Origin of the sequence: Pseudomonas sp. NFR16, from assembly GCF_900108875.1 — a bacterium.
Taxonomy (GTDB): Bacteria; Pseudomonadota; Gammaproteobacteria; order Pseudomonadales; family Pseudomonadaceae; genus Aquipseudomonas.
Genome location: NZ_FNYJ01000003.1, coordinates 583,838 through 597,391 on the forward strand (window position 1 = coordinate 583,838; position 13,554 = coordinate 597,391).

Here is a 13,554-nt window from a genome sequence, read left to right on the forward strand (position 1 = left end):
CCCCCGGTTGCCTTAGAACGGCCACATCGCGGTGCCGAACGCCACCACGGCGTCAGCTTGCATCATCTCCACGGCAGCATCATGAGTGGGTGCTTCAAACCAGTCGTCCAGTTGCAGTTCTTCTTCCAGAGTGTTTTCTACAGATTGCATAGGTGAATCTCCTGAGAATGACGTACTTGCCGAATGCGACGAGAACAGCCTGGCCGGCGCCTGCGACTGACTCGTCTAGGAAGCACGCTGACCTTCGTGGCCAGCAAGCGAGGAAAAAGCTAGTTCAATAGTCTGACTGTTGCAAAAGCGAATTTGCGCTGAAAATGCTGGCAGTTGGCCTGTGAAAACGAAAACTTGCAGAAAAAACAACGTCCGAGCTGAAGCGTTTCCGCTGAAATTTTTTTTCCGTCGGTTTTGTGTCGGTTTCTGTACATTTCTCGCTCAGCGCACCCTTTCGAATAGTCGGACATTGACTTCCGAGCCCCGTATTCAACCGGCCCTGGCCTGACCGAATGCGCAGGTTTTCACGGCCAGCGGCGGCGCTGACGGTGTACAATGCGCCGCGTTTTTTCTGTGATCCATCGGCGCATGGCCGCCAACCAGACTCGGGGTTTACCCACCCTGTCTTCCATTCCGCCGCGTCATGAGCGCGTCGGGTTCGATTCCGTCACAGACAAGAACAACAAGGTGACTATGCAATGAGTGAACACATGTCCCATTCGGGTGACTTGAAACGTGGTCTTAAAAATCGTCATATCCAGCTGATCGCCCTGGGTGGCGCCATCGGTACGGGATTGTTCCTGGGGTCGGCTGGCGTCCTCAAATCGGCGGGTCCGTCGATGATCCTCGGCTATGCCCTGTGTGGTTTCATCGCCTTCATGATCATGCGCCAATTGGGCGAGATGATCGTCGAAGAGCCGGTCGCCGGCTCGTTCAGCCATTTCGCACACAAGTATTGGGGCGGTTTCGCGGGCTTTCTCTCGGGCTGGAACTGCTGGGTCCTGTACATTCTGGTGGGCATGTCCGAGCTCACCGCGGTTGGCAAATACGTGCAGTACTGGTGGCCGGAAATTCCTGCATGGGCGTCGGCGGCCGCGTTTTTCGTGATGATCAACGTCATCAACCTGGCCAACGTCAAGGTGTTCGGCGAGGCCGAGTTCTGGTTCGCCATTATCAAGGTCGTCGCCATATTGGGCATGATCGCGCTGGGCAGTTACATGCTGGTCAGCGGCAGCGGCGGACCTCAGGCGTCGGTCAGTAACCTGTGGGATCACGGCGGCTTCTTCCCTAACGGCGCCAGCGGCCTGGTGATGGCGTTGGCGTTCATCATGTTTTCTTTCGGCGGCCTGGAAATGCTCGGCTTCACGGCGGCGGAAGCGGACCAGCCCCGGACCATCATCCCCAAGGCCATCAATCAGGTGATCTATCGCATCCTGATTTTCTACATCGGTTCACTGGTGGTGCTGTTGTCGCTGACGCCTTGGGATGCTTTGCTGGCCGACCTTAACGCCTCTGGTGACGCTTACAGCGGCAGCCCGTTCGTGCATGTATTTTCAATGCTGGGCAGTACGGTGGCTGCACACATCCTCAACTTTGTCGTGCTGACTGCGGCGCTGTCGGTTTACAACAGTGGCACGTATTGCAACGCACGGATGCTGTTCGGCATGGCCGAGCAGGGCGATGCGCCTCAGTCACTGGCGCGTGTAGACGGACGCGGCGTGCCGGTTCGGGCCATCCTGGTGTCGGCTGCGGTGACGTTGATTGCCGTGCTGCTCAACTACCTCATGCCGCAGAATGCGTTGGAACTGTTGATGTCGCTGGTGGTGGCGACCCTGGTGATCAACTGGGCGATGATCAGCTATTCGCACCTTAAATTCCGTCAGCATCTGGCTCGCAGGGACCAGCAGCCGCTGTTCAAGGCGCTCTGGTATCCGTACGGCAATTACATCTGTCTGGCGTTCGTGGTGTTGATTCTGGGCATTATGCTGATGATTCCGGGCATCCGGGTTTCGGTTTACGCGATCCCGGTCTGGCTGGTGGTGATGTGGGTGTTTTACGTGATCAAGAACAAACGCCTCCCCAGTGGCGAGTCCATGGCACAGCGCACGTCGATCATCAAATAGTTGAACGCGGCGCAGGGTGCGCCGCGATTTTCAGCAGGCTGCAACGCTTGCGGGCGAGCTTGCTCGTGAAGGCGTAACGTCAGGCACATCAGTATCATTTGACCGGACGCATTCGCGAGCACGTTCGCTCCTACAGGTTTGGTATTCGCCCTCATAGGCTCAGGCAAGTCCATGCTGATCATTTCCAACAACGTGCATCTGCCAGACAGCGAAGTCGAGCTGACCGCCATTCGCGCACAAGGCGCGGGCGGCCAGAACGTCAACAAGGTGTCCAGTGCGGTGCACCTGCGATTCGACATCAACGCATCGTCCCTGCCGCCGTTTTACAAGGAACGGCTGCTGGCGCTGCGTGACAGCCGCATCACCGGCGACGGCGTGGTGGTCATCAAGGCGCAGCAAACCGGACGCAGGAGCAGAACCGCGCGGACGCGCTGGAGCGACTGAGCGAATTGATCGTCAGTGCCGCCAAGGTTGAGAAGAAGCGCCGGCCTACCAAGCCGACACTGGGCTCGAAGACGCGCAGACTCGAATCCAAATCCAAGCGCGGGTCGATCAAGGCAGGGCGGGGGAAAGTGGATTTTTGAGCCTATTGGCAGGACTGCTTCGACCGACGGTCTGGCAGCCCTCAGTGCTCACACCGCCGCTGATTTTTCCCGCATGACCTTGGCCTGCTTATACAAGTAGATGCTCAACCCCAGCCCGCCCAGCGATGCCAGGGCTGCGAACAGGAAGATCGATGCGAAACCGAAGCCTGAAGCGACCAGACCCGCAACCGGGCCGGTGATCCCCAGGGACAGGTCGATGAACAGCGAGTAAGCCCCCACTGCCGCGCCCCGACTGGCCGCGGGCACCAGGTTGACCGCTTCGACCCCCAGGGCCGGAAACACCAGCGAAAAGCCGAACCCGGTCAGCGCCGCGCCCGCCAGCGCGAGGTTCGGATTGGGTGCCAGCCACAGCAATAACAGGCCAAGCGCCTCGACCGACAGACAGGCGATCGCCACGCGGAAACCGCCGATACGGTTGATCATGTTGCCGAACAGCAGCCGGGCACCAATGAAACAGGCGCCGAACAGGCTCAGGCACAGCACCGCCTTGGGCCATGCATGGCTTGCGTAGTACAGCGTGATGAACGTCGCGATGGTACCAAATCCGATCGAGCCCAATGCCAGACCGGTGCCGTGAGGCAGGACACGGCCGAGCACATGCAGAAACGGCATCCGTTCGCCATGCACGATAGGCGCCGGGGTCTTTTTCCACGCCAGAGTAATGCCCAGCGCGGCGAGCAGCATGATGCTCACGCCCATGCTCCACAGGCCCATGGCATTGACCAGCAACACGCCCAGTGGCGCGCCGATTGCCAGCGCGCCATAACTGGCGATGCCGTTCCAGGAAATCACTTTGGCGGTATTGACCGCCCCCACGCGACCGATGCCCCAGCCGATGGAGCCTGAGCCTACGAGGCTCTCCGCGCTGCCCAGTACCAGCCGACCGATGAACAGGCTGATCAGACTGAGCATCGGCCATGCGTCCAGCCATCCCGCCAGCAGCATGAATACGCCGCTCAGGCCGCAGCCGAACAGGCCGATGATGACTGCCTTCTTGGGGCCTTTGTTGTCGATGATTTTGCCGGCATAGGGCCGACTGAGCAGTGTCGCGAGGTATTGAACACTGATCACGAGCCCGGCTGCGACGGCGCCGAAGCCCAGGTCGGTGTGGACGTAGCCAGGCAATACGGCCAAGGGAATGCCGATGTTCAGATAACCGATAAAGGTGAACAGCACAATGGAAACGACTTGCAGTGTCACGGCCATTGGGCGTTGAGGGGAGGCGCTCGAAGCGTCTGGCATGGGCATCTAATCCACGATTACGACAGAAGGGGACAGCGGGGATGAAACAGAATGGAGCGTAGACGCTTGAAGCCAAGCGATAGATCACATGATAGCGAGGCAAGCCCGTTCATGGCAGTAGAAGGTTGAATCGGGACGGAATCAGGCGGGTTTTTCGTGTGACGTATGGACTGACTTGATCGAACGATTCAGCCCTTATGGAAGTACGCCTCGAAGACGCTCTTGCATAGGGGCTGAAAATCAGCCTTCAGCGTGGGCGTTGGGCTTTCTTGCTGTCATCACGTTTCCCGCTGGCTTGCATCTCGATCGGCTGACCGAGTTCCTGACGGGCTGCTGCGCTTTGCTGCGATTGGCTTGGGAAGGGGAAATTTGGGATTTCATGCATAGCGTCGCTCCTCACAAGTTTTTCTGCTGATTTGAACAGCGCGTCCGAAAACGCTCAGGGAGGATACAGCAGACGACATGACAATCAGACTTTTAATGCTGGCCGTTGGTCATGTAGTGAGGGTAACGCGCTACAACAGACCTGCGTCCGGGCAGGTAGGTGCTAGGTAGGACCGGCTTCAGTCGGGAACAGGCCGGTATGTGCAACATCAGTCTTGCGGTACGGCGACTGACGCCTTCCCGGCTGAAGCCGGTCCTACGGATTGTGCGTTGCTTCGGTAGGACCGGCGTTAGCCGGGAAGAGGCCGGTATGTGCAACATCAGTTTTGCGGTACGGCAACCGACGCCTTCCCGGCTGAAGCCGGTCCTACAGGGCGCGCGTTGCCTTATAGGACCGTCTTGGACGTGCTGGTTATTCGTCCGTGCACACCGCCGCAAATGCTGCGGCCAGTGCGTCGAGCCGGGTTGCATCGATGCCTGCCACGTTGGCTCGTCCAGCCGCGACCATGTACACGCTGTGTTCCTTGCGCAGGCGTTCGACTTGATGGTCGTTCATGCCGGTGTAGGAAAACATGCCGCGTTGCACACCGATGTGAGCGAAACGTTCGCCCAGACCCAGCGGCGTCAGTGCCTCCACCAGACCCTGACGCAGTTGCGCGATACGGCTGCGCATTTCTTCCACTTCATCAGCCCACAAGGCTTTGAGTTCTGGATCGCCGAGGATTTCAGCGACCACTGCAGCGCCATGATCCGGCGGGTTGGACCATAGGTTGCGCGCCGTGGCCGAGAGCTGGCTGCGCACGTCCGCGAGTTTTTCGCTGTTGTCGGCACAGACCAGCAACGCGCCGGTCCGCTCCCGATACAGGCCAAAGTTCTTCGAGCAGGAGCTGGTGATCAGCAGCTCCGGCAGCTCGGCCGCGAACAGGCGCACGGCCCAGGCGTCCGCCTCCAGTCCGTCGCCGAAGCCCTGGTAGGCGAAGTCGATCAATGGCAGCAGGTTGCGGCGCCTGACGATTTTCAACACCTGTTGCCAGTCGTCGTGAGACAGGTCGAAACCGGTCGGGTTGTGGCAGCAAGCGTGCAGCAGGACCACGTCGCCTTCCGGGACGGTATTGAGCGTTTCGAGCATGGCCGCCACGTTGAGCGTGTTGTCGCGACCTACGTACGGATAGTGATTGACCTTCAGGCCCGCCGCCGCATAGATGGTTTCATGGATCGGCCAGGTCGGATCGCTCAACCAGATGCCCTTGCCCGGCAGGCAATTGGCGATGAAGTCGGCGCTCAGGCGCAGGGCACCGGTGCCGCCCGGAGTCTGCGTGGCGCCCACGCGTTTGCTTGAAATCAGCGGCGAGTCGGCGCCCATCACCAGTTCACAGATCAGCGTACCGAAGCGAGGCTCGCCATGGCCGCCGATGTAGGTCTTGGTCGGCTGCGAATCCACCAGACGCTGCTCGGCCAGCTTCACCGCGCGCGGAATGGTGGTCAGGCCTTGCGCGTCCTTGTACACGCCCACGCCCAGATCGAACTTGTGCGGATTCGGGTCTTTGGCGTAGGCCTGAATCAAGCCCAGGATCGGATCATCGGGTACGCGCTGAATCTGTGAAAAGTGCATTTACTTACGGCCCTCGGCGCCTTTCGCCACCTCGTCGGTGCGGGCGGCCATGATGAAGTCGTTGCGGTGCAGCCCTTTGATCGAGTGGCTCCACCAGGTCACGGTCACTTTGCCCCATTCGGTCAGAAGACCCGGGTGATGACCTTCGGCTTCGGCAATTTCGCCGACCGCGTTGGTAAACGCCAGCGCAAATTTGAAATTCTTGAAGAGATACACCTTTTCAAGCTGCATCACGCCGTCGCGAACCTCGATGTTCCAGTCCGGGATCTGGCGCAGCAGTTCTGGCAATTCGGCTTCGCTCACCTGTGGGGCGTCGGCGCGGCAGGCTTCACAGTGAGCCTGATTCAATGAAGGGTTCAGCGTGGTCATAAAGGATGTCCTTGTTCAGGCAGCTTCTGGTTTAGGTGCAAAACGCGGCGCATGCAGGCCGAGGCGGGTGGCGGTCTGGACCATGTTCATGATGTCTTCATGGGCAAGGTCGAACAGGCGCTTGAGGTCCGGCAGCACGAAATACAGGGGTTGCAGGATGTCGATTCGATAGGGCGTGCGCATGGCCTCGATCGGGTCGAAGGCTTGGTGCGTCGGCGCTGTCGACAGGCTGTACACCGTTTCCTTGGGCGAGGACAGGATACCCCCGCCGTATATCTTGCGCCCTTGTGGCGTTTCCATTAGCCCGAATTCGATCGTCATCCAGTAGAGGCGGGCAAGATACACGCGTTGTTCTTTACTGGCTGCAAGACCGAGCTTGCCGTACGCGTGGGTAAATTCTGCAAACCAGGGGTTCGTGAGCAGCGGGCAGTGTCCGAATATCTCGTGGAAGATGTCAGGCTCTTGCAGGTAGTCCAGCTCCTCTTCGCTACGGATGAAGGTGGCCACAGGAAATCGTTTACTGGCGAGCAGCTCGAAGAACGTCTGAAAGGGAATCAGTGCAGGAACCCGCGCGACTTGCCAGCCCGTGGTGGCCTCCAGAACCCGGTTGATTTCGCTCAGTTGCGGGATGCGATCATGGGGAAGATTCAGCTTCTCGATGCCGTCGAGGTACTCCCGACAGGCGCGGCCCTCGATGACTTTCAGCTGACGGGTGATCAGCGTGTTCCACACGGCGTGGTCAGCCTGCGGATAATCGATAAACCCTGTTGCGTCCGGCTCACGGGCAACGTACATCGTACTCATGCTGCTCTCCTGAATGGCTTTTGTTTTTGGAGCGATGGGTGCAGATCGACTGCTGTGGCTATTGATAACCGATCCTTGGGCCTCAATCGGAGCCTGGGGGAGCTGAGCCGGGTGGCTGACAGGCGCCGGCTGTAAAGAAATCCTGACGATTGCATGGATTTCGTCGCAAATCTGCGTGCGGGAGGGCCGGAACGTCGCTGGGCTGTCACGTATTCTTGACGGTAAAATCTGCGCAATCATAAAAACTCGCCTGATCAGAGAACCGAATCTTCATGCGCATCAAAGTGCACTGCCAGAACCGCGTCGGGATTCTGCGCGACATCCTCGAATTGCTTGTTGCTTACGGCGTCAATGTGTCGGGAGGCGAAGTTGGGGGCGAGCATGGCGACGCCATCTATTTGCGCTGTCCGAACCTGATCAACCTTCAGTTTCAGGCGCTCGTTCCGAAATTCGAAACGATTCCCGGCGTGTCCGGCGTTAAGCGAGTGGGATTGATGCCCAGCGAGCGCAGGCACATGGAGCTCAATGCGCTGCTCGGTGCGCTGGAATTTCCGGTGCTGTCCATCGATATGGGCGGCTCCATCGTCGCCGCCAACCGCGCCGCGGCGCAGCTGCTCGGCGTACGTGTCGACGAGGTGCCGGGCATTCCGCTGGCGCGTTATGCCGAGGACTTCGATCTGCCGCAACTGGTGCGCGCCAATCGCTCGCGGATAAACGGGCTACGGGTTCAGATCAGAGGGGCGATTTTTCTCGCCGACATCGCGCCCTTGCAGTCCGAGCACGAAGACAGCGAGGCCATGGCCGGCGCGGTCTTGACCTTGCACCGGGCCGACCGCGTCGGCGAGCACATCTACAACGTGCGCAAGCAGGAGCTGCGAGGCTTCGACAGCATTTTCCAGAGCTCGAAGGTCATGGCGGCGGTGGTGCGCGAGGCCAGGCGCATGGCGCCGCTGGACGCGCCGCTATTAATAGAAGGGGAAACCGGGACTGGCAAGGAATTGCTGGCGCGCGCCTGTCATCTGGCCAGTCCTCGCGGACAGTCGCCAATGATGGCGCTCAACTGCGCCGGGCTGTCCGAATCCATGGCCGAGACCGAACTGTTCGGCTATGGTCCGGGCGCGTTCGAAGGCGCGCGGGCCGAGGGCAAGCTGGGCCTGCTGGAGCTGACGGCGGGCGGTACGTTGTTTCTCGACGGCGTGGCGGAAATGAGCGCGCGCCTGCAGGCGAAATTGTTGCGTTATCTGCAGGACGGCTGCTTTCGCCGTGTAGGCAGCGATGAAGAAGTGTATCTGGACGTGCGCGTTATCTGCGCGACGCAGGTGGACCTGTCGGAGTTGTGCAGTCGCGGGGAGTTTCGCCAAGACCTCTACCATCGTCTGAATGTCCTGTCGCTGCACATTCCACCCCTGCGCGATTGCCTGGACGGACTGGCGCCACTGGTCGAGCATTTTCTCGATCAGGCCAGCCGGCAGATCGGCTGTCCGCTTCCGAAGATCGGCCCCGAGGCACTGGACCGACTGCGCCGATATCATTGGCCCGGCAACGTTCGGCAACTGGAGAACGTGTTGTTTCAGGCGGTTTCTCTGTGCGAGGGCGGGGTGATTACAGCGCAGCACATTCGTTTTCCCGACTATGGCGAGCGTCAGCCTCTGGACGGCTTTTCCCTGGACGGGAGCCTGGAAGACATTGTCGGACGTTTCGAAAAGGCGCTGCTCGAGCGGCTCCACGCCGAGCACCCGAGCAGCCGCTTGCTGGGCAAACGCTTAGGGGTGTCACACACCACCATTGCCAACAAGCTGCGTCAGTACCATCTGGGCCCTAAAACCGATCTCTCGTAGCCACCCGCCGAAGCAGGCCAAATCCGCGAGCCTCCCGCATCGGCTTGAGTTTCGCGGATCAACCCGGTCGACGATCCGGTCCTCAGGTCGGCGCGGTATAAGGCAAGATGTAGCTGACCGAAAAATCTGCCTTCGGGTAGTCGAGTTTCAGACGCGGCAGAACGAAGCCTCCGCAAGAGTTGCAGGTGTCCATCAGGGTGAAGAAATGGATGTGGGTGACGACCGTGTCCGCCGGCATGTCTTGCTTGAACGCCGTGACGATGAGGCGTTCGGCATCCAGGTAGCGGTCATGCTCGCGAATCTTGAGTTTTTTTGCAGTGCGCAGGACCGGCAGACTGGTGAACGCCGTGTCCGGAGCCTGACCGCTCATACGCTCGCGCGCATCGACGAATCTGACCGAGCCGTTCTCATGGGGTTCGGGGACGCGAAGCGTCAGCCCCTTGCCACGTTTTCCGCCCGCCAGCGCGTAAAAGACATGGCGTTTGCCGTCTGAAGTCTGAGCCAGAAGGAACGCCAGGTTGGTCGTGTTCAAATGTTTGCGGATCATTTCGCCGGTCGTCATCAAGCCGATGGCAGCGACGGGGACCGGGGTCCACGGATGTTTGGCGGCGGAGGCGGGCAGGAGCATGTCGAGCACGGTTGCAATGTGTTGACGCGTCAGCGGCTCAGTCGCGGCCAACTGCTTGAAGTTTGCGATGCTGCTCTTGGTCAGCGCGACGAAGTTTTCAAGCGCATGCTCCTGAGTGAGGATGTTTCGCGCATAGCCTTCCATGATTGAACTGTAGGGGCGATAACTGAGCTGCATGTCAACGCCGGGGCTCTCCAGTTCAAACAGCATGCGGGCAATGTTGTCCATGTCCTGACCCAGGGTGCGCCGCCCCGCGCCAAGGCGGTATCCCTCGCTGAGGGACAGATAGGCGTCAATCTCCGCATCGGAGGTGATGCGCTCAAAGGTAAGTTGCGCGTTTCCCGGTCGCTCTGTGGCTTTATAGAATTGGCCGGTGTCGGCCTCAACGGCCAGATACGGAACGTCCTCTAGCGTCAGCCTGATCGCGCGCAGTTCACGCTGATCCTTGACCGTCCTGCAGATCGAATCCAGTTGCACCACGGGCAGTTCCTGATTGATACGGACACGCCACGCGGCATTGAGGTTGTCCGGCAGGCCCAGGGTCTGATCCTTCATCAATCTGCCCTTGACGGTTGGGCGGTACTCCAGCGGTGCGGCGATGCCCATGTGAAGGGCTGTCTCCTCAGGCAGGGCGGCGAGAGCCTTGCGCCGGGTGCTCTTCGCTTTAGTTGCGCCGACTTTCACTGGCACGTCGTCGACCCAGGTGCTGACCTTGCCGTCGTCTACCAACAGGTGAGTCTCCTGAGGAGTGGCCTGGCCGCGTATTGGCGTGAACCGCAGTGCAGGTCTGAAGCGGCGGGTCATGAATGCGTGACTGGCCTGTTCCCCGAGCTTGAGCGGCTCAAGCGCGGGATCGATCGCCGGGCGCGTCGTCGAAAGCAAGACCAGTGCGCCGGAGCAGCTTGCCTGCTGCAGTCCCCTGCGGATCACGCAGTGTACGGGCACTTTCTCCCACTGTCCGAGGCCCGCATCGGAAGGTTCCAGTTCGATTTTTCGTAACAGGCCGGAAGGCTTCTGATCGTCGAAGCGGTAGCTGACATCATCGATGATCAGGTCGGTAATCGTTTGCCCCCGGCGCGCCACATGTATGTTCCGATTGCTGGTTACGGAGAGATCGTGCCCATGCCCCGCGATTTCATTCAGGTGCACGGCGCCCGGAAACTGGCCCGGCAGCAAGTGCTTCTGCGTCGTGATGAACACTGCCGGCGCATCCATGGCGGCCGCTGGCTCGCGGTACAGCAGGGGACCGTAGGGTTTCTGATCGAGGGGGTTGCACCAGCGGTAGTCCGGGGTCTGGGCGTCGGAGATGTTTCGGACGAGGACCTGATTGACGTTGTCCACCTTCGCCAGCATCAACGCTGAGTCGGCGATTGCCTCGGTGTCAGGGATGCGCTGGAACATGCCGCTGCGCTGGATGAATTTGCCAGCGACCACCGAGGCGCGGGCGGCATGCACCCGTTGCTCGATGCTCGCGCGCTCGGCTTCCCGACCGGTAAACCATTTGACGTTCTGCTGGCGTGGACGAGCGGGCGTAGCGGGATGAGGCACCCAGAGTTGCGCTTTATTGCCCAGCTTGATCAGCGGTTTGAGCGTGCGACCGGCGATGTTCATCACCGTGCCGGCCTCGCCCACGACGTCAGTCACGCAGGAGAGAGCTTCGCCCCCGGTATTGACGTCAAAACACCCGACGATGGGGACCACCGATTTGATCAGATTCCAGGCATACAGCGCGCTGGAGGTCGACTCGCGGTACCGTGTGTACGCTTCCCACCGGGTAGCGCCCTTGCAGGTTTCGCGCAATGCCTGACTGTGATGCAGGAAAATCCGGTCAACGAAACTCTGTACCAGATACGTCTGATTGTCGGTGTCCCTCTCCCGGGGCAGCGGCACGGCTTTTGGCAGGTCGGATTTCACATAGGGCAGAGGCACGCCGTTGTAGTGCTCATGATCCGGGTCGACCAGAACGTTCATCGCTGCGGCGGCAAGGTTCGTGTCTTCAAGCTGCGTACTCCAACTGGCGTCGACATCCATGCACTCAAATGCGTGGCGCTCCGGGAACAGCTCGTACACCCAATGCTCACCCTGTCGGGCGACATGTACCAGCCCACCGTGCCCGCCCCGGCAGTCCTGCCAGTCACTCGCAGGACTGCTGCCGACCGAGGGAACTGCGCCCTCCATCGGACCAACGTATTGTCGCCATTCGGCCGCGTAACAGACGATGTCCGCGCTTAACAGGCGATCGCGATGAAGCGCTGGCAGTTCGTCCAGAAAAAGAGTCATCAGGTGTGTGTAAGCGTGGCGTGCTTCTTTTAGATACTCATCAAACGCCAGGTTGAATTGCGACGTGGCATCGGGGAGTGGCTGGGTCAGAGGATGCGGAGGGCGATATGCAGTCCCATTGTCCAGATAGGCCTCGAGTTCGGTGCTCTTTTCATGGCGCGACGTGCTGGCCACGTCCGGATCGATGCCCGCGTTTATCAGCAGTCGTCGAGCATCATTGATACGGTCGGGAGGAAAATTGAGGGCCTGTCGATTGCAGGCGGACTCGAAGTATCGGGTCATGCGAGCGATTTCATCGGCCGCGTACCGAGGGTGTTCGGTGACGTGGCGCTGGTACAGATTCCACACGATGATGGCGTCAACCTGCGTCGTGGCGACGTGCAGCTTCTCCTCTGTCGTAACGGCCTGCGCAGTAAGGCTGGCTGGCAACGCCTCCCACTCAGCGAATGTCCGGGTACCCGCCGCGGCGCGGTCAAGTGTCATGGCATGACGCAGGTTGGCCCAGCGCAGGTCGGGTTGGTAGCGGAAATCGTCGGGTGCGTCGGTCAGCAGCAGCTCCGGCGCAAAGCGCGCCGCCAGCAACTGCATGATGACCTGGGCGTCGGCGTGGCGGCAGCCCAGCGTGCTGCGCAGGCTGTTGGTCAGGTTGATGCGTATGTCGTACAGCGAACAGTCGGCGTTTTCTTCGGCAAAAAGGTGGAAATCCAACACGTAGCCGATGCGTCGTCGACTGACGGGATAAAGGCTGTCGATCAATGCCTGGATCGTCAGCTGCCGCGCCATCGAATCTGACGCCTGACGTTTGTCCCGCGGGTTGTACCACTCCAGCGCCTCAACCAGCTGATTCTGCAAGGCGGCAAACGGCGCACAGTTGAGCAGCGCATCAAGCGCGGTGTCTGCCGAGTGGGTCAAGGTGACACCGGGGAAAAACGCTATCCTGTCTTGTCTGCCAGAAACCAGATCGGCCCCTGCTGCGATTTCCTGGAGGCTGGCAGAGCGAAATTGACCGCTGGCGATCCTCAGCAGGTCCATCGGCAGCAGGTTGAGAAGCTTGTCACAAAGAGACCCTCCAGGCGCATCGGTCAGCAGGTGGCTCATCAATGCATACAGGTCCTGATAACCGTGCAGGTCAAGGGGTGGGGGTAAGGCGGGGCTCTCGGTTGTCGGCACGCCATGGCTCAACTCGTCGTACAGCAGGAATGCCGCTGCCCACAACGCGCCGACACGGCGCAACTGCGGCAACGTTCTCCACAGTCGGTCAGCCAGGGAAAAGGTCTTGTAAGTGCAGGCGCTCTGGCGAATCTCAGCCAAGGCCGCATCCAGTGTGCCCGGCACGCTTTGCTCGATGACCAGCCGGCACACGGTACGGAAAAAAGTCAAACGGCTTTGCGGGTCAACAGGCCTGTCTTTATCGCCGTGGTACAACACGCCACTGATATAACGACCTGCCTCGTCGGCGTCGAGCACGCGATTGATGAGCGTCAGATAATCATGGTCGTGAAGCGTCCGCTCAACGACATCATCGCCCGCCAGATGCTGTCTGAATACATCGGCAAGAGAGACAGGTATGGATTGAGGGCCGGTAATGTCGTTGAACACAACGATGTCGTCAGCCTTGAGACGTTGCAGTCTCGCGGTAATCCCGCCGGATGTTTCGTGGAGGGTATTGGAACTCATG

Annotated in this window: 8 protein-coding genes and 1 pseudogene; 3 read left to right on the forward strand and 6 right to left on the reverse strand. The window is 60.0% G+C overall.

Translation table 11 applies throughout. The annotated features are described in order from the left end of the window. Nucleotides 1-12 precede the first annotated feature (12 nt). A complete protein-coding gene (locus BMZ10_RS27725; protein ID WP_177182133.1) occupies nt 13-150 on the reverse strand; it encodes a hypothetical protein in 138 nt (45 codons plus the stop codon). Nucleotides 151-689: 539 nt separating this feature from the next. On the opposite strand from BMZ10_RS27725, the gene BMZ10_RS15550 reads away from it, so the two are divergent. Continuing rightward, nucleotides 690-2,114 carry an amino acid permease gene (locus tag BMZ10_RS15550; protein WP_093463933.1) on the forward strand — a complete coding sequence of 475 codons (1,425 nt, stop codon included), beginning with the start codon at nt 690-692 and terminating at the stop codon, nt 2,112-2,114. 171 nt (nt 2,115-2,285) lie between these two features. Beyond that, nucleotides 2,286-2,698, forward strand: a pseudogene (gene arfB / locus BMZ10_RS15555) (alternative ribosome rescue aminoacyl-tRNA hydrolase ArfB). A gap of 48 nt (nt 2,699-2,746) precedes the next feature. Here arfB and BMZ10_RS15560 read toward each other — a convergent pair. The 4 genes from BMZ10_RS15560 to phhA all read right to left on the reverse strand — a co-directional run bounded on the left by BMZ10_RS15560 (nt 2,747) and on the right by phhA (nt 7,130). Beyond that, nucleotides 2,747-3,961 (reverse strand): MFS transporter, encoded by a 1,215-nt coding sequence (locus BMZ10_RS15560; RefSeq protein WP_093463936.1) that lies wholly within the window; start codon nt 3,959-3,961, stop codon nt 2,747-2,749. Nucleotides 3,962-4,757: 796 nt separating this feature from the next. Further along, complete coding sequence (locus BMZ10_RS15565) at nt 4,758-5,957, reverse strand: amino acid aminotransferase (RefSeq protein WP_093463939.1); 1,200 nt, start codon at nt 5,955-5,957, stop codon at nt 4,758-4,760. Continuing rightward, complete coding sequence (locus BMZ10_RS27730; RefSeq protein WP_177182134.1) at nt 5,958-6,326, reverse strand: 4a-hydroxytetrahydrobiopterin dehydratase; 369 nt, start codon at nt 6,324-6,326, stop codon at nt 5,958-5,960. Nucleotides 6,327-6,341: 15 nt separating this feature from the next. Continuing rightward, nucleotides 6,342-7,130, reverse strand: coding sequence for a phenylalanine 4-monooxygenase (gene phhA, locus BMZ10_RS15570; protein ID WP_177182144.1), 789 nt, complete (start codon nt 7,128-7,130; stop codon nt 6,342-6,344). 272 nt (nt 7,131-7,402) lie between these two features. On the opposite strand from phhA, the gene BMZ10_RS15575 reads away from it, so the two are divergent. Then, complete coding sequence (locus BMZ10_RS15575; protein WP_093463942.1) at nt 7,403-8,968, forward strand: sigma-54-dependent transcriptional regulator; 1,566 nt, start codon at nt 7,403-7,405, stop codon at nt 8,966-8,968. Nucleotides 8,969-9,050: 82 nt separating this feature from the next. On the opposite strand, the gene BMZ10_RS15580 is transcribed toward BMZ10_RS15575, so the two are convergent. Continuing rightward, nucleotides 9,051-13,553: a deaminase domain-containing protein gene (locus BMZ10_RS15580; protein ID WP_093463945.1), complete on the reverse strand. Its 4,503-nt coding sequence runs from the start codon at nt 13,551-13,553 to the stop codon at nt 9,051-9,053. Nucleotide 13,554 lies beyond the last annotated feature (1 nt).